Source organism: Streptomyces sp. NPDC127129 (assembly GCF_042671585.1).
In the GTDB taxonomy this organism is placed as follows: Bacteria; Actinomycetota; Actinomycetes; order Streptomycetales; family Streptomycetaceae; genus Streptomyces.
This window is the reverse complement of record NZ_JBHXTV010000002.1, coordinates 79442-96939: the sequence shown is the minus strand read 5'-3', so window position 1 is coordinate 96939 and position 17498 is coordinate 79442. Positions and strand designations below refer to the sequence as shown.

General features: G+C 69.6%; 13 protein-coding genes and 2 pseudogenes. 12 read left to right on the top strand and 3 right to left on the bottom strand.

The features are described 5' to 3' along the window. Positions 1-377: 377 nt before the first annotated feature. Positions 378-1571: an RNA methyltransferase gene (locus ACFVGW_RS03820; RefSeq protein ID WP_385850636.1), complete on the top strand. Its 1194-nt coding sequence runs from the start codon at positions 378-380 to the stop codon at positions 1569-1571. A 268-nt stretch (positions 1572-1839) separates the two neighbouring features. Then, a pseudogene (locus ACFVGW_RS03815) lies at positions 1840-2125 on the top strand (DUF2267 domain-containing protein). 226 nt (positions 2126-2351) lie between these two features. Here ACFVGW_RS03815 and ACFVGW_RS03810 read toward each other — a convergent pair. Next, positions 2352-2936: a hypothetical protein gene (locus tag ACFVGW_RS03810; RefSeq protein ID WP_385850635.1), complete on the bottom strand. Its 585-nt coding sequence runs from the start codon at positions 2934-2936 to the stop codon at positions 2352-2354. 232 nt (positions 2937-3168) lie between these two features. Then, on the bottom strand, positions 3169-4359 hold the full coding sequence (locus ACFVGW_RS03805) for a PP2C family protein-serine/threonine phosphatase (RefSeq protein ID WP_385850634.1): 1191 nt from the start codon (positions 4357-4359) through the stop codon (positions 3169-3171). 889 nt (positions 4360-5248) lie between these two features. Here ACFVGW_RS03805 and ACFVGW_RS03800 point away from each other — a divergent pair. From ACFVGW_RS03800 to ACFVGW_RS03760, 9 genes and pseudogenes are all read left to right on the top strand, one after another. Beyond that, the gene (locus ACFVGW_RS03800; RefSeq protein WP_385850633.1) at positions 5249-7348 is read left to right on the top strand and encodes a SpoIIE family protein phosphatase; all 2100 of its coding nucleotides are present in this window, start codon (positions 5249-5251) and stop codon (positions 7346-7348) included. Positions 7349-7505: 157 nt separating this feature from the next. Then, positions 7506-8298, top strand: a pseudogene (locus tag ACFVGW_RS03795) (SDR family oxidoreductase). 63 nt (positions 8299-8361) lie between these two features. Continuing rightward, on the top strand, positions 8362-8607 hold the full coding sequence (locus ACFVGW_RS03790; protein ID WP_385850632.1) for a hypothetical protein: 246 nt from the start codon (positions 8362-8364) through the stop codon (positions 8605-8607). 9 nt (positions 8608-8616) lie between these two features. Continuing rightward, on the top strand, positions 8617-8922 hold the full coding sequence (locus ACFVGW_RS03785; protein ID WP_385850631.1) for a hypothetical protein: 306 nt from the start codon (positions 8617-8619) through the stop codon (positions 8920-8922). 450 nt (positions 8923-9372) lie between these two features. Further along, a complete protein-coding gene (locus tag ACFVGW_RS03780) occupies positions 9373-9732 on the top strand; it encodes a hypothetical protein (protein ID WP_385850630.1) in 360 nt (119 codons plus the stop codon). 53 nt (positions 9733-9785) lie between these two features. Beyond that, entirely contained in the window at positions 9786-10553 is a 768-nt protein-coding gene (locus ACFVGW_RS03775) for a transposase (RefSeq protein WP_385850629.1), read from the top strand. Positions 10554-10842: 289 nt separating this feature from the next. Further along, on the top strand, positions 10843-11031 hold the full coding sequence (locus tag ACFVGW_RS03770; protein ID WP_385850628.1) for a hypothetical protein: 189 nt from the start codon (positions 10843-10845) through the stop codon (positions 11029-11031). 219 nt (positions 11032-11250) lie between these two features. Further along, entirely contained in the window at positions 11251-11373 is a 123-nt protein-coding gene (locus ACFVGW_RS03765; RefSeq protein ID WP_385850627.1) for a hypothetical protein, read from the top strand. Positions 11374-12260: 887 nt separating this feature from the next. Continuing rightward, entirely contained in the window at positions 12261-12698 is a 438-nt protein-coding gene (locus ACFVGW_RS03760; RefSeq protein ID WP_383312562.1) for a peptidoglycan-binding protein, read from the top strand. 601 nt (positions 12699-13299) lie between these two features. Here the strand turns inward: ACFVGW_RS03760 and ACFVGW_RS03755 are convergent. Next, the gene (locus ACFVGW_RS03755; protein WP_385850626.1) at positions 13300-14892 is read right to left on the bottom strand and encodes a hypothetical protein; all 1593 of its coding nucleotides are present in this window, start codon (positions 14890-14892) and stop codon (positions 13300-13302) included. A gap of 661 nt (positions 14893-15553) precedes the next feature. Here ACFVGW_RS03755 and ACFVGW_RS03750 point away from each other — a divergent pair. Further along, the gene (locus ACFVGW_RS03750; protein WP_385850625.1) at positions 15554-16819 is read left to right on the top strand and encodes a PP2C family protein-serine/threonine phosphatase; all 1266 of its coding nucleotides are present in this window, start codon (positions 15554-15556) and stop codon (positions 16817-16819) included. Positions 16820-17498 lie beyond the last annotated feature (679 nt).

Genomic DNA, 17498 nt, shown 5'->3' with positions numbered 1-17498 from the left:
CCGGGATCGGGGCGGTTGCATACAAGGGCACGTTGCCAGGAGTCGATGGCGAAAGCATCGACAGTGTCGTGTCTGAGTGTTCCCGGGGGCGCTTGCGGCCGGTCATCGCGTGACGTGTATCACTCGGTCGTCCCCGCGGATCTCTCGCCGATTGTTGTGCAGCTGATCCTTCACAAGATCAGTGCTCACGTGCCTGCGCCTCACATGCGCCGCAGGCGCCCTCGCCAGCGACTCGTTCGACGACCTTCCCGCCCGCGCTCCACAGCATCTGAGCTGGCTTGAGGGATACGCGGGTAGCGCTGTGCGAGCAATCGGTGGCTGCGATGGCAAACCCTTGTTGCACACTTCTGTCCAGACCGACAAAGGAGGGGGCAGCCGTGGGGTTCCGTGCGGTACATGAGCAATGGGGGACGGTCTTCGCGCACCTGCCGGATCTCGGCTGCGGGCGGGCGTGGGAGGACATTTGGCGAGTGCGGCCGGTGGCGCCGCTGGTGTGCGATGAGTGTCGGCACCCACTACGGGCGAAGGTCTCGGCGACCGGGCTGAGGTTCTTTGCCCACGCTCCTGGGGCCCCGAACTGTGCGGCGGCCGGTGAGTCGATGGCGCACCACTTGCTCAAACTGGAGTTGGCGGCCGCTGCGCGCGCTGCGGGTGCGCACACGGAGATGGAGGTGCGCGGCCCAGGGGGCGCATGGCGGGCGGACGTGATGGCGAGCGATCCTGGCGGGGCTTGGCGTGTGGCGCTGGAGGCGCAACTGTCACCCATCACCGCCGCGGACCTCGAAGGCCGTACGGAGAGGATGCTGGCGGACGAGGTGACGTCGGTGTGGTTCAGCGACAGACCGAGGCCGCCTTGGCTCGGTCTGGTGCCGTCCGTCCGACTGGTCGCGGGGGACAAAGGCGACCAGGTCGTCGCGGAGGGGCTCGCCAAGTTCGTGGCGGGCTGGTGGGAGGCGGGGCCGCAAGTCCCACTGACCGATTTCCTCCAATGGGTGTTCAGCTGTCGTATCAGCCCCCACGACCGGCAGCGGCCGACCTCTTACCCTCTGGAAGCCCGACGCGTGGTCTGGACGGCCCCGCAGTACATCCGGGAAGAGGACGAGTATCTGCTGAAGGCAGAAGAACTGGAACGGGTGAACCGGGAGGCGGAGCGGGCACGACATCGGCACCAGGACGCCATCAATGCCCTGCTGAAGCGTCAGGCCGCTCTCAAGAAGCCCGCCGTCGCGTTCGTGTACCAGGAGACCGGCGGCTACCCCCGGGTTTCGAGGGAGGGCACGCCCGAGTTCGCCATGGGTCTACCGGTGTACGTCAAGGGCGTTCCCTACGCGGTCATCTGCCCGGTAGCCGGCCGGGTCGCCCCGCTCCGTGAGCAGCTCGCGCCGCTGGTGCTGTTCGTCGCTTCCGAGCGTGAGCGGGAGCGCATCACCGCACACGCACGCGGGGGGCAACGCATTGTGGTCCTCCAGCCGGACCCCGCGGCCGCGCCGGCGGTCCCGCAACAGGGCCACCCCAACACCGTGACGGTCCAGGACGCGGTCACCCGCGTCGTCGGTCTGGACCGCATCTAAAGGTGCGTGGTCGGATCGCATTCAGGTGACCCGCTGCCCCGCGGCCGTTGTCTCCAAGGGCAGGTCGACGGGCTCCTTGCGCTGATCGAAACGGATGCATCGGCTCGGCGCCTTGCTCGTTGGGCGACGCGACATGCGCTAGGCGGCATGCGGCCGGCGCTGGGCGAACGGAAGATGGTTCGGTCGTCGCGGGACTGCTCGTACGAGTCCAGCTGGCGGCACGCCTGCCGGCACCACTCCCTGCGAGCGTCAGAAATGCGGCCCCCAAGTGGTCTCCGACCCGAGTACGCCCCTGCCTCAGCCGCCCGTGATGAGGTACGAGGAGTTGCTGGAGAAGGTCCGGCAGAAGTGCCTTCCCCACCCGCGAACGGGCCGAGGAAGCCGTCCACCTGGTCCTGTCGGGGCTCGGCCGGCGTCTGACGGGCGGCGAACGTGTCGAACCCGCTGCCCGGCTCCCCTCCGACGCAGCGCGCGTACTCACGCGCATCCTGCGCCAACTCCCCTCCGGCCACGTGCTGCTGTTCGGCCGCGCCGAACTGGCCCCGGCGGCATAGCCTCGCCCGACTCGACCGCGCACCCGACAGCGGACCAGAACTCACTTCCCACGTCGGACACGTCGGGATCCACCGCGCGTGGCCGACCTACGGCTGCCGCTCGGGTTGCAGTGGCGGCTGTACGGGGTACGGGGCCGTAGCCGTGTGCCTGGGCGTCGGGCTGGTGGCCGCCGAGCTGTCCCTCCGGGCCAGCCCTTCTCGTCCCGCAGGGGCAGTGGGGGAGCGGTCAGTGGCCTGGGTGGGGCAGGTAGGGGGCGATCCGGCGGTAGCGCTTCCACATGGCGTACAGCTGCTGTGTGGGGCGTCGCTGTTCGCCATCGAGCGCGTTGAGGATCAGCAGGCCACCCGTCAGGGCCGGGACAACCCACTGCAAGACCGCGAGGTGATGCTCGGCCTTCTTCGTCTCCCCGGGGCGTCGCTCAGCCGTCTCCTGGTCTGCCGTGGTCTCCGAGGAGACGTACTCGATCCTCTTGCCGAGCACGCGCGTGTAGGCCGTCGCCGCCATTGCGGCGCCGGTCAGTGCGGTCTTGGCGACCGTGGAGGCGGCGACACCCCGCTGGGTGACGACCCGAGCCGCACTCGCGGCGAGCAGCCCGCTGGTCCCCACCAGGTGGATCCCGATCGCGGCGGTGCCGACCGGCGCCCACTTCGACCAGCCGCTACTCGCGATCCGCGCACCGAAACCCCAGTCGCCGCCGCTCTGTGCCCTGGCTGCGCCGTTGAGGCCGACCGCGCCCATGAGGGAACCTCCGAACCAGGCGGCCAGCCCGATGTCGTGCAGACTCCGCAGGACGGCGTGGCGTGCGGACATGGGCCCTCCTCGGGCATGGCGTGGAGCGACGGCCGTGCTGCTGCCGCTCCGAACACGGTGACCCGCGTCGCGGGGCGGCGCCATCGCGACTGCTCCGAGCAGCCCCCTCCCCGCCCGCCCAGCTCAGAGGCGTGGGGCCGGACAACAGGTCGCTCTCCGGCAGCTCGACCTCGTCCGGGCTTTCTGCGGCCAGGCACTTCCGAAGGCCGAGACTCCAGGCTGAGGCCAAGACTCAGGGCTGACTGTGCCACTCGCACAGGAGCACGGTCGCGTCGTCCTGGAGACGGCCCTCGTTGTGGCTGAGGACCTCACGGATCAGACGGCGCAGAGTTTCCGGTACGGGGAGGCCGTCGCTTTGGCGGCGGTTGATGAAATCGACGAATCGCTCGACGCCGAACTCCCGGCCATGGCGGTCCCGCGCCTCGGTGATCCCGTCGGTGTAGAGCAGCAACCGGTCTCCCGGCTGGAGCTGTTCGCGGTGAACGGTGGCGGGCAGCCCGAGATCAGTACCCAGTGGGTGGGTGGGGTGGCCGTCCAGGGCCGTGACCCACCGGCCCTCACGGATGAGCAGAGGAGGCGGGTGGCCGCAGTTGAGCCAGTTCAGCCGGCCGGTGCGCAGGTCGAGGTCGGCCAGAATGGCGGTGACGTAGTTGTCCCGTGCGAACTGCTCGATGAGTGTGGACTCGATGGCGTCACGTACCTCGTTCAGATCGGCCACCTGCCGTCGCCGGTTGCGACACGTGGCCATGGCGAGATTGGCCGTCAGCCCTGCGGTGGTGTCGTGGCCCATCGCGTCGAACACGGCCAGATGGGCCACCTGACCCGCCAGGGCGTAGTCGTAGGCATCGCCCGCGGTCTCGTACGCCGGTTCCATCACGGCCGCGATGGTCACCGCCCCGTTGGCCATGGTGCGCGGAGGCATCAACGCCCATTGCATCTCGGCGGACACCGTCATCAGCTGCGTGCGGATCAACCGCGCGTACGTGTCGCTGTGGCCTCGCTTCGAGGCCATCAGAAGCCCCACCGCGGACGCGAGACCTTGAATCCCGGCCAGCGTGTCTTCGTCTGCGTCGCTCTCCGCGGTGCAGGCGAGCACCCCCAGCCGTTCCGTCCCGTCCAGCAGCGGCAGCCAATGCCTACGACGTCCGTCGGTGGTGTGGTGCTGGGTATGGATGTTCTGGAAGGCCCGCCCGGCCAGCGTGGTGTCGATCCGCAACTCCTCCCCGTCGTCGACCGCCGCCAGGTCTGCACCGGTGACCTCGCGCAGCACGTCCTCGCGAACGTCGGCCACGTAGATGCGGGCATCGACCAGCCCGGCGGCTCGCGCGTGCGCACGCACAAGGGTCGGCAATTCGTCGAAGGCAGCCAGTTGGCTGGCTTGCAGAAGCCGCTCCACGACGGAGGAGCCGTCGGCTTTCGTCATGACCGGCACACTCCGCCCTGAAGGGGACGATCGCGTCCGCCTGTGGGGCGAAGCTGCCACACGGCTGACGCACGAGAAGCCAGTAAGGCTGTACCTCCAGCCTAAACCTTCGGCCCGCTGACCAGGCCTTACGACGCACGCCCAGCCGCACCGTCGTCGCCGTAGCCGTAGCCGACCGCAGGCGGCCCGGGGGCGTGGGCGTCCGCCGCGCGAACCGCATTCTGGGGGACCCCGAGCCGCCCGCGGCCCGCCAGCCACAGGACGCCATCGCGGTGCGGCGGCGCTTCCCGCCGCGGGCGACCAGCGCCGCCACGCTGTCGGCCACGTCGCGGGCGAAGAGGGGGTCGACCGCACGAGAATGGCGTAGTCGCGCCCCCAGGCCTCTCGAGGACGGAAGCCGCGGCCTCTGGGGCGTCTGACGTGGCCACGGGAGGATCGGCGTCGATTTCAGCCGTCGTGACCGGCGCCGACGTCAGTGCAAGCATGTGCGCCCCCTCATCACTCACGGCTGTCTGCACATCGTGGCTTCCGACGAAGCCGTCCGTACGGATGCGCTGATCTCTGCCTGGCACAGGCCGGTCCGGGGACGCGCTCACTCCGGTGGCCTATCGACGGAAGCGAACGGCGGTGTCTCGCCTCCCCACGGACTCCCGCAGCGGACCGATCTCCAGGACTCCGGGGCACGTCCTCAGCCGTGCTCGCGCCTCCCGTATGCGCTGCTCCCTGTGCTTCTCCGACCTTCGGCGAGGCACGGGCCGGCGCATCACCCGACCTTGTCACTGCAGTGGCAGGGTCGGCAGGGGAGGCGTTGCATGAAAACTGCGGGGTTCACCGTTTCGTCGAATGGACGTCTGCAGTGGTCGGTGAGGATCGTTCGGACAGCTGGGCCGTGCCCGAAGGCATGGGGGCCGCCGTACTGGACGCGCTGTTCTTCCAGTCGCCCGTGGGCCTCCACGTCTACGACAAGGAGCTGCGGCTGATGCGGGCGAACACGGCCGCTCGCTTGATGCGGCAGGTGTCGGTGGACGGGCTGCTCGGCCGTACGCTGCCCGAGATCCTCCGGTTCTTCGACGTCTCCGATCCGGAGACCCTGGAACGGGTGGCTCACCGGGTACTGGAAACCGGCACGCCTGAGCTCGATGTGAGCATCCGCGTCCGTGACCGGCGTGACCCTCCGGTCGAAGCCGTCGCCTCGGCGTCCGTGTTCCGTCTGCAGCGGGCCGACGGGACCGTACTGGGGCTGGCCGCCGCGGTGACGGACATCACGTCCCGTGTGCGGGCGGAAGCAGAGATGCAGCTGCTGAACGAGGCGGCCGCACGGATCGGTACCACGCTCGACGTGTTCCGTACGGCGGCCGAGTTCTGCGAGGTCGCCTCCCCGGCGTTGGCCGACACCGTGACCGTCGACGTCTACGACGAGGTCCTGCGCGGCAGAGCTCCTTCCGCGGATGCTCTCGACCGCGACCAGACGGTCCGGCGCACCGGGTTCCGGTCGGTCGCCGGCCCCGACCAGCAGGGCGTTCCCGGCGTCGGTGAGGTCGACGTGTACCCGCTCGGAACCCCCCACCGCACGGTCCTCGACACCTTGGCCCCCAAGCTGATCCGACGCCTGAGCCCGAACGCCCCCTGGGTCGATACGGAACGTCGACGGGACGCCCGGATCATGAGGGCGGGCACGCATTCGATGATGTTGGTCCCGATACGGGCGCGGGGTCTGGCGCTCGGACTGGCCTGCTTCTACCGGTGGCGTGACCCGACCCCGTTCGACCACCAGGACCTGAGGCTCGCGCAGCAGCTCACCACGCACGCCGGCCAGTGCCTGGACAACGCCCGTCTCTACAGCCGCGAGCGCTCGGTCGCCCGCGTGCTGTCGGGCGGCTTCGCCCATACGCCGCCTTCCGTGGACGCGGCGGTCGAACTCGCTCGCACCCACCTCCCGGCAGGCACGGGTGGTGGCTGGTTCGATGTCATCCCCCTCTCCGGGTCCCGGGTCGCTCTCGTTGCCGGGGACACGACTTCGGGGACTTCGCGTCCAGGGGCGATCAGCGAGGTTCGCGCTGCCGTCGAAGCGCTGTCCGACCTGGACCTGCCGCCGGACGAAATCCTCCACCGCCTCCACGACCTCGCCAGCCGCCCCACCATCCTCGCGGACGCGACCGGATCCGAGGCCGGCGACGGACCGTCCGCCACCTGCCTCTGCATGGTCTACGACCCGGTGACCCGCTTGTGCTCCGCGGCGAGCGCGGGACACCCCGCACCGTTCCTGGTGCATCCGGGTGGTGAGGTCGAAATGCTCGATGTCGCGGCAGGTCCACCCCTGGGCCAAGGCCTCGCGCACTACGCGCTCACCGAACGCGCGCTGCCCGAGGGCACCACGCTGCTGGTCTACAACACCGCCCTGCTGACCGGGTCCGCTCCCGGGACAACGGTGCAGAGCCTGCTGAGCGACCGGTTCGCCGAACCGCGACCTTCTCTTCAGGCCGTGTGCGACGCGTGTGCCGACGCCCTCGCGCCACGCCGGCCTGCACGAGACGCCTACCTGTTGCTGGCCCGCACCCGGACGCTGGACGACTCCCAGACGAAAGCCTGGGCCTTCCCCAACACCCCGGAGAGCGCGGGGCAGGCCCGCAAGCGAGTCGTGAACCAACTGGCGGAATGGGGACTGGCCCAGGACGTCATCGACGACACCGCACTCGTGGTCAGCGAACTGGTCACCAACTCCGTCCGTTATGCGAAGGGCCCGATCCAGCTGCGCCTCATCCGCGACGGCGACAGCGCCCTCGTGTGCGAGGTCACCGACGGCAGCAGCGCCAGTCCCCACCTGCGTCGCGCCCTGGACACGGACGAGAACGGACGGGGCCTGTTCATCACCGCTCAGCTCACGCAGCGATGGGGTGTGAGGCCTGCGGGACGCGGCAAGACGCTGTGGGCCGAGCGCGTCGTCCCGACGGCTCCTGCCTCGGACCGCGGGGAAGCCGCGGAGGAATGACGGCCGAGGACCCGCCGCGAGACCGCTCCCCGCCCCAGCCGCAGGGAGACCGTGATGCCTCGCAGGAGCCCCGGCCGCCTCATCGATCCGGTGGGGCTGCATCCCCTGGCCCCTTTTCCCGGATCAGGGCCAGGACCAGCCCGGCTCGACGGAGGCGATGGATCCCCGCCCCGACCACGGCGAGGCCGACCACACGGGCCACGGTCTGCTGCACGGTCGCAGGGCGCTGGTCTTCGGAGGGGACTCCGGGATCGGCCGGGCCGTCTGCTTGGCCTTCGCACGTGAAGGCGCCGATGTCGACTTCCCCCGTCTGCCCGAGGAAGCGGAGGAGGCCGAGGCGACCTGCCGCCTTGTCCGCGAGGCTGGCCGCACACGGCGCTGGCCTCGTCTGCGACATCCGGCACGAGGACGAGTGCAGCGCTCTCGTCGCTCGTACGGTGTCCGAGCTGGGCGGCGTCGACCTGCTCGTCAACAACGTGGCCTACCAGATGGCCCAGCCGGACGGCATCGAGGGGATCACCACCGAGCAGTTCGACCCGGGTGATGAAGACCAACCTGTACGGGATGTTCTGGCTCACCAAGGCCGTGCCGGCTTGCGTGCCGCGCGTCGGAGCGGTGATCAACACCACCTCCGTTCAGGGCTGCCGGCCCAGCCCGCACCGCCTCGACTACGCCATGACCAAGTCCGCGGTCATCTCCTTCACCCACGGCCTCGCCCAGATGCTCGCCGAGCGGGGTATCCGGGTCAACGCGGTGGCGCCCGGCCCGGACTGGACCCCGCTGATCCAGGCGACGATGCCCGACCCGACGGAGTTCGGGGAGCAGTCCCGCTCGGGCGGCCCGCGCAGCCGGCGGGGATGGCACCGTCGTACGTCTTCCTCGCCTCCGACCAGGCCTCCTTCATCACCGGCGAGAGCGTCAACGCCCCCGGCGGAAACCCCCTGCCGTGACCCCGGACGAAGCCCCGCGTCGCATCGCCTTCCTCCTGGAATGGCAGGGCGTCCCCGTACCGGGTGCGTGCCTTCCACACGACGGCCGACGCCCGCGACCTGCCACAGGGCCCGGCCGACGCCGCCCGGGCCGAACAGCTGCGTGGGGTGGGCTCGGTGACCGTCGAGGGCCGGCGGTCGGCCGAGCCGGGCGCCGCGGGTGCGGGCGGCGCCCAGGCCCTCGTCGTGCCGCTGCGCCCACAACTCGTGTGGAACCCGGAGCCCGATCACGCACCGTTCGAATCACCCTCCGACCTCGGCGGCCGGTAGCCTGCGGACATGTCAGTCAACATCAACATCCACTTCACCGTCTCACAGCTCACAGATGCGGCACAGGCCGAGGCGGTCGCCGAATCGATTGGTGAGCTGCTGCGGGACGAGGGCATCGAGAACCAGATCAGCTACGGCACGGCCTGCGACAACGGTGTCCACTACGTGTCGGGCGAGACGCAGTTCCCGCTCAGCATCACCCGCTTCGGCCACTGGCAGCCGGAGTTCGAGAGCTCGTTCGCGTTCGCCGTGACCGAGGCCGCCCCGGCGGCGAAGGGCGTCATCGAGTGGGGTTACCCGGACGAGGAACGCTGAACGACCTGCATGGGCCGGCCAGAGCGGAATGTCTCTCTGCCGGAACCGACTGCGTAGGTGAGCGGGACGGCTGTGGCCGTCCTCGACATCGGACCGACACCCGGGCCCCGCCCCGTCGTAGCCGCCTTCCGCGTGGTGCGGCAGCTCACGAGGCAGTTCCTTCGCTAGGAGTGCCAGGTAATGACTGCCTGCGTCCGGCAGCCCTGGAACTCGTCACACCGTGACCAACGATCAGCCCATGCTCCGGTGTTGGGCTATCCGGTCCACACGTGCCGTCCGCCTCCGCGGCAGACGGCGAGCCTCGCACCCTGCTTTCCCAGCTAAGGGCTGTCCCGTAACTGCTGGTCACTGAGCTGGCCAGGTGCGGAAACTGCGTAGCTGCCGAGTTCGCGGTGCCGGTATCGTCCGGTCTCCCGACCCGCCGTACCAGCGGCCTACGTTCAGAGAGCGATGCACATGACCAGCCAGCAAGCAACGACGACCCTGTGGCGCCCCACCGGCCCCAAGGAGCTGGATCTGGTTCGGGAGCTGAACTGGCGCGCGTGGCCGCCCCGGCTGCCCGAGCAGCCGATCTTCTACCCGGTCCTCAACGAGGACTACGCGATCAGGATCGCGCGGGACTGGAACGTGAAGCACGATGGAGCCGGCTTCGTCACTCGTTTTGAGGTCGAGTCGGAGTTCTTGAGCTGGTATCCCATCCAGCAGGCGGGCGGGCGGACGATCCTCGAGCTCTGGGTTCCGGCCGAGGAGCTTGACGACTTCAACGCCCACATTGTCGGCGAGATCCAGGTGGTCCACGAGTTCCACTGAGGCGGGGAGAGCTTGCTAACGGGAGCACGTTGGCCCGGCGCGATGATCCCGACGTGGCTGGTGTGATCACGGCGTCGGAGCCGTCCTGGATAGCCCCCTTCACCGGGTTGAGCCCGCGTGCCTTCGGGAAGCTGGTGACCGTACTGCGGCGCGAGGGCGCGGACGCGGCCCGCAAGGGCCGACCGTGGGGCCTGTCCCTGGAAGACCGGGCGCTGCTGGTCACGGCTTACTGGCGAACAAACTTGACGATGCGCCAGCTGGCGCCACTGTTCGGGGTGTCGAAGTCGGCGGCGGACCGTGTGATTGGCCATCTCGGGCCGATGCTAGCGCTCCAGCCCCGCAAGCGGTTCTCCAAGGACACCGTGCTCATCGTGGACGGCACCTTGGTGCCCACCCGCGACCACACCATCGCCGAGCCGTCGAAGAACTACCGATACTCCACCAACCACCAGGTCGTCATCGACGCCGACACCAGGCTCGTCGCCGTGGTCGGCCGGCCGCTGCCCGGGAACCGCAACGACTGCAAGGCGTGGGAGGAATCCGGCGCCAAGGCCGCCGTCGGCAGGACACTCACGATCGCCGACGGCGGCTGTCCCGGCACGGGACTCGTCATGCCCCATCGCCGATGCAAGGGCGAAGACCTGGCGGACTGGAAGGAAGCGCACAACAAGTCCCACAAGCAGGTCCGCGCCCGCGTCGAGCACGTCTTCGCCCGCATGAAGACATGGAAGATCCTCCGCGGCTGCCGTCTCAAAGGCGACGGAGTCCACCACGCCATGCGCGGCATCGCCCGGATGCATAACCTCGCCCTCGCCGGATGAACGAGCGGGCCACACTGGGGCCAAGCACGGCCGAGGTGACCTAAAGATCATTTACGGGACAACCCTTAGTCGTGCTGGGGGCTGAGAGTGTGAGGCGAGGCATCACGCAGCGCTGTCCACCGCAGCCGTCCCCTGACCGGCGACCTTGCATCGTTGCCACAGGAACGTGACTGCTTGATCGGTCCCATCGCCGATGTCGATCTCCGCTGCCTCGAAGAACCCGGGCGCCGGGAGGCTTGACGCCGACCCTGTGGCGCAGTGCCATGGATACGGACGGAGGGGGTGCGGGGTGGCCGACGAGGACAGCGCCGCTGAGGGTCGGGGCGACGATCGTCCGCGAGGCCCGAGTTCCTCAGGATTCGCGGACCATTTCTGGCTGGTGGTGCTTGCGCTGATCGTGGTGGTTCTCTTCCTGGTCGGTCTCATGGGCGCGGACACAGGGCCTGCGAACCCGGGCGGATATACCGGCTGGCATTGAACGGTGAGAGTGAGGAGCGCGGCCACGCCCCCGTTCCTGACCGCGCCGCGTTGACAGGGCTCTCCTACGTCATGGCCTGCACCACGCCGGGCTGTACGCCGTCGTACTCGTGGGCTGTAGTGGAGCCCGTCGCGCACGAATTCCATCTGCGGCTCGGCCGCGCTGCGTTCGGGCTCCCGCAGCTCGGGGAGCAGGTTGTCGTCCACGAACGAGACGAGGATGTTCAGCACCGCAGAGGTGGTCGAGGCCACCAAGGTCGCGCGTGCCTGGTCGCCGATCAGCCCCCAGCGCTGCAGGACGCCGCGGCGGCTGGCGAGCTCCTTCAGTGCCTGCTCCTCATAGCTGGGGAAAGGGGATCCCCACGATGTCTTTCAGCCGCTTCCGGGTCTGCTCCGGGGTGCAACTGGACCGCGAGCCGTCCTCCAACGTCGGATGGGTGGCCGATCCGGGGCGGCGAAGACCAGGCGCCAGTGCTCACTGTGCCTGCTGACGCACCGGTCCGACAGACCGACCCGGACACCCGAGAGGCCTGGTGGCAGCGGGTGCTCGCCATCCGTGTCACTTCCTCACCGAGCAAAAGTTGCGAGGCAGTCTTGACGGTGTCTGGCTGCGACCAGCAGTGGGAGCGGACAGCACCGGCATCGGCCGCCAGATGGATTCTCGTCCTCAGACCCGTCACGGGACCGCCCGACGACGTGGTCGTCCGGTTCTCCCGCTGGAGCCACTCTTTGAAGGCGCCGACGGCGTGCTTGTGAGCGCGTACGATGGTGTGGTTCACGCTCACCCGACAGTCGATGCCTCCGGCTGCCTCGGCCTGGGCCTGGAGCTTGGTCCTGATTCGTTGCCAGGCGCCGTCCCTCGCCCAACCGATCGGGCTGATCCCGCCACGCCCTGTTGCACCGGATACTCATGCCACCGCCTCGATGATCACCCGATGCCCCCGAGTCGCGCTCCGCATCCGGTATCTCGATCCTCTCGGTCACGACGCACAGTCAATCAGCGCATGACGTCCAGCCGGCTGGATGCAGACGGATCCGCAGGCGTCCGCTCCCAGATGCTGACGGAACTCCGGTCAGATGCCGGATGTCTTGTACACGCGCTGACGGGCGTGCGACCGTACCCGCGGTCTAGTCCAAGACGATTGGCTGGGGGTTCCGTTGAATCGTTCTGTCCATGGCTGGGCATGGAGAAGTGCGGTCGCTGCTGCGGTACTTGTGGTAGCAGTGGGCGTGCAGTCACCAGCGCACGCGAGCGTGGCACAGGGAAGCGTGTACGGCTCCGGGACGGTGACGGATGACTGGGGAGACGAGGGCCCACTCTCCACCACCAAGAACAGACACAACAGCGTGGTCGGGCTGTGGCAGGGAGTCCTGATCGCTGACGGATACCTGCCTCAGTCCGGCCTCGACTGTGACTTCGGCCCGAACACCAGAGCCGCAACGATCGAGTGGCAGAGCGATCGCGGACTCAAGGCGGACGGAGAGGTTGGGCCGCAGACCTTCGGTAGGGCCGACAACAATCTCTTCTGGAACGGGTCCGAGATCCGCTACAACGGCACCAACAGCGATCTCGGCAGCATGTACAGGAACAGCGCGGGCCGGTGGTACGTCGCCGGCAGCAGCAGCATCGCCTACCTCTCCTACTCCGACGACAGCCTCTGCGGATGACCGGGAACTGACGCAGCCGCAGGACAGGCTGACGGCTCAGTGAAGTGTGCCCGGCATGTCTGCTCCGATGTGGTCACGTCGCTCGGATACGCGTCCGGGCGACGCGGCCACTGCAGCCTGTCGCTGTGACCCGGTCCTCCACCGGGAGGGGTGCTCGCTTCCGACGACGCCTGAGCGCCACCGCTTGACCTGCCACGCCGCGAGTCCGCCGTCCACGGCAAATGGGCGAGCGCGTGTACGGCGTGGAGGCAGGCACAACACCAAAGCGGCGCGACACCAGGCACTGCGGGTGGTGTGCCAGAGGGCCACCCGAGCCCAGACCCGGCCAACCCAGGGAGCCGCCGCCGACCCGCTGCGCTGCTGCTCCTCCCGTACGCGCAGCCGCGTCTCCTACCGACGAAGGCGAAGGTCTTCCGGCGGCACACGGACCTCGTCGAACCATGGGACGGCCAGCTCCGGCGTGACCGGCGACGTACCACGGGCGGCGCCTTCGAGTGTGCCGTCCTGCGGCTGCTCCGCTCCGGCGGTGGGCGCTCATCGGCGGGTTGCTTCTGGCCGAGCACTTCAGCAGTGCGGCGGGCGGCTGCGGGTCACGGCCCGGTCACCTCGGGACCGTGCAGTCCAGGATCCTCCCGTCCGCCGTCCCCACGACCAGTCGCCGTTGGTCCGCCCGGAACGCGACGGACACCGGCGTGACGGGGTGGCCGTGCGCGTGCAGGGTGTGCCGGTCCCGCACCTCGCCCGTCGCCGTGTCGAGCGTCTCCACCTCGCCGGTGAGGTAGACGACGTACACCTTGCGCTCGTCGCCGTCGAGACCGGCGATCGGCTGGTCGGTCTCGTACACCCAGCGTGCCGTGCCGTCCGGGAGCCGACGGTTCACGACGTACGTGCCCTTGCGGGCTTCTGCGTAGGTGGGCCCCCGTTCGTACGACCGGCCTGCTTGGACGAGGGTGTCTCCCAGCTCGACGGCGGGGCCGAACCAGGGCTGGAGCGCGGACGTCGGGTCCCAGTGCAGGGGGAAGAGGGCGCGTACGGTAGCGGGACCGTCGGCGCTTGGCGGCTCGATCGCATGGATCCACGGAGCGTCGCCGTCCGGGCCGGGACCGTCCACGTACAGCATGCGGGCGCTGTGTCTGACGCGTAGCGACGCCGGGGAGTTGGAGCGAGCGGGCGCAAGCCGGACTTGTGCCGCCTCCTGGTGTGCGGGGTCGAGCAGTAGCGCGGCCTCTGCGTCGCGCCCCAGCGGGCGCAGGGCCAGCCAGCCCTCGCCCGTGGCGCTCCATGCGGGGGCCGATGGCATGTCCACGCAGTCCACCACACCGCCCTCCGCCGTCGAAATCCGGCAAACGCTGGTCGCCCGGTCGACCAGCCGCCCCGTCCCGCCGTCGCGGCGGAAGCCCCGGTACGTCACCCACGCCGACTCGTCGTCAGGGGCTGCTTCGACCTGGACGCTTCCCTCCCCGCCGGCTGGTAGAGCCCAGGTCAGCGCGCCGGACGGATCCCAGCATTCGAGGTCCGTGTGCCGACCGGTAGCCAGCACCCTGCCGTCGGCCAGCACCGTGAGGTCCCGTACTTCCGCCCGCCTCCGCCACCGGCCCTCCGTCAGGCGGGCCAGGGCGTCCTCCACATGGGGGTCGTAGAGGAGCCCGCTTTCGACCATCGGCTGTCGAACTCGGTCGGGGTCGACCAGACCGGCCGGGGCGGACAGCCAGTCGTCCGCCGCGACGGCCAGCTCGAAGCCTGTGCGGAAACCGCCGTCCTTGTCCTCGGGGGAGAGCAGCATTGCGAGCCTGCCGTCCTCCAGCCAGCGCAGGTGCCGCACTTGGCGGCTCTTGCTCAGCAGGTCCGTCACGAGCCCGGTCTCGAGGTGCACCAGGAGCAGCTGCCCCTCGAAGTCCCACGAACCGTCGTAGCGGCCGGTGCCCACGGCGACGATCGGCAGCTCCGGGTGAGGCTCGACGGCACATATGGAGTAGCGCGAGGCGACGACGTGGCGCGGCCGGAGGGTGTCGGCTTCGTACACGCCGATCCGGTGGCCGAGCCAGTGACCCTTGCCGTGCCACGGGACGTGGCCGAGGTCGCCGGCCGCGATGACGCAGCCGTGACGTGTGGCGGTCACCACCCACTCCGGCCGACCGATCTCGGCGAACGGCTGGTCCCCGAGTATGCGGCGTACGGTCAGTTCTTCAGGCACGACGATCTCCCCTCAGGCGGCGCACAGTCTGCCAGGTCCGCCCGGGCGTTCCTGAGCCCTCTCGAGTCGCTCGACTCATCCGCGTACGAGAACGGGCCGACGCGCTGTTCTGACGGCCAGTGGTCCGTGCCGAGCCCGCTGGCGGCGTACGGAGCGAACAGGGTCACCTTGCCGAGCCGCGGCATACGCTCGATGAACTCGTCCATGTCTGGCGAACGGCACGGCCGACCCCGAAGACGTCACGAGCGCCGACTACTCTGCCGCCGTTGCCATCGCCGTCGTAGCCCGCCACAGAACCCGCATCCCGCGCCCCACCACGGCCGCCCCGATCCGGCCTGCCGCGCCGCCAGGCTCCTGCACATCCTGATCCGCCTGCAGCCCCTGCCCTACCGCAACAGCCTGTACGCCTGCCAGGTCACCGCCGCCTCCATGCACGCCTCCGGCGAGGGCATCGCCCCCTGCACAGCCACCTAACGCCCTCCCCACCCCTCCCAGGAGGCGAAAACCCGAGAGATCGCAAATCAGCTGCATGCTGCCGAGCTCCGCCACTGGCAGTACTGCTGCCCGCTTCATGTCGACCTTTCCGGGTCGGGGCCGGACGGTCCATACGGCGCACCACGACAGGACTGTTGCCCGCGCGCGTGCCATGGTGGGGACGCCCATGACCGACGAGAGCCCGCAGGCAGGCGGCAGCGTGAACGTACCCGGCATCGACTACCAGGCGGTCTTCCAGGCCCTTCCCGCCGGTGCGGCGCTGCTGACGCCGGACCTGGTGTACGCGGACGTCAACGAGGCGTATCTTTCGCTGTCCGGGCGTATCCGGAGCCAGCTCATCGGGCGTTTCCTGTTCGATGTCTTCCCCGACAATCCCGGCGATCCCGCCGCCACCGGCATGCGCAACCTGTACGCCTCACTGCGCCGGGTGGCGGCCACCGGGGAGCGCGACACGATGGCCCTGCAGCGCTACGACGTGGAAGACCCCGAACGGCCCGGAGTGTGGCAGGAGCGGTACTGGAGCCCGGTCAACGTCCCCGTGCTCGCCCCCGACGGCAGCGTGGCCCTGCTGCTGCACCGGGTCGAAGAAGTCACCGAACTCATCCGCGCCCGCGGCGGCCGGACCGGCAGCGATCGCGCACGGGTCCTGGAAGCCGAGCTCTACACCCGCGCCCGGGAACTGCAGGAGGTCAACGAACGCCTGCGCAAGGCCCACGCCCGCGAGCGCGAGGTCGCCCTCCACCTGCAGGAGGCGATGCTGCCCGCCCTCCGCCCCCTTGGCCACCACCGTGCAGCGGTGCGCTACCGGCCCGCCATGGGGGCCCTGAACGTGTGCGGCGACTGGTACGACCTCGTCGACCTGCCCGGCAGCGGCCGTACCGCCGTCGCAGTCGGTGACGTCGTCGGCCACGGCCTACGCGCCGCCGGCGTCATGGGCCAGCTCCGCAGCGCACTGTCCGCAGCCTCCCGCGTCGCCGCCGGCCCCGCCCAGGCACTGGAGGTCCTCGGTCTGTACGCCCGTTCCGTCGACGGCGCCGAATCCACCACCGCCGCATCCGTCTTCATCGACTGGAACCCCCGCACCCTCACCTACAGCAGCGCCGGCCACCCCCCGCCGGCCCTGTGCCGCCCCGACGGTACGGTCGCCTTCCTCGACCAGGCCACCGATCCGCCCCTCGGTGCCCGCCCCGAACACGTCCCCCGCCCCCAGGCCCAGACCACGTTCACCGACGGCTGCTTTCTCGTCCTTTACACCGACGGGCTCGTCGAACGCCGGCACGAGGACATCGACACCGGCCTCGCCCGCCTCGCCGACTCGGTCGCCCGACACCGCGCCACCGACCCTGACACCCTCGCCGACGCCCTGCTGACAGACCTGATCCCCCCAGCAGGCCTCACCGACGACACCGCCCTCATCGTCATGCGGCTATGACCCCGCACCCGCACCCGCACCCGCATCCGCATCCGCGGCCACAGCGCACCGTCCTGAAGAGGATCGCGGACGCCGAGGAGCGCGAGGCAGAGGCCCGCGTCCGGCGCAAGGCCGGGGACGTACCCTGTGCTCGGCTCACCCCCGCTCGCGCGGAGAGGCCCCCGCCCTCGGCGATGCAACGGACTAGATCAACGGTTCACCTCCACAAGAGCGGAGGTGAACCGACCCTCACCCAGGACGAGATCGGCAAGGCACTGCGCCCCGGCATTGAACCGGGCGCACCTTGACCTCACCGGAGATCCGGACATGACCGTCAGCGGCAGTCTCGACAGGGCGCTGGAAGGGGCGTGCACCCGTCCCGTACCGAAACCCGTGGGCGCGCAGCTGCGCAGATCAAGAAGCCGCGGCCGGACCTCGCCGCCCGCCTGTTCACCGCCCGCGAGCGAGGCGCCGGCGAACGCGAGCTCCAAGCGGTCGCCGACGCACTCAAGGACGTCTACTTTCAGGACGGCAGACGCTGCGTCGGCTCCATGGAAGAAGTCCATCTCACCGACGTCGAACAGATTGAGTTCAAGCCGGCTGGCCGGGAGTCTGGGGCGGTCGACGGCCCCGGCCGGGATGAGCCGCCCACTCCCACTGCCGACCGATTCGCTCCCAACCCTCCAGCGTCTCCCTGCCT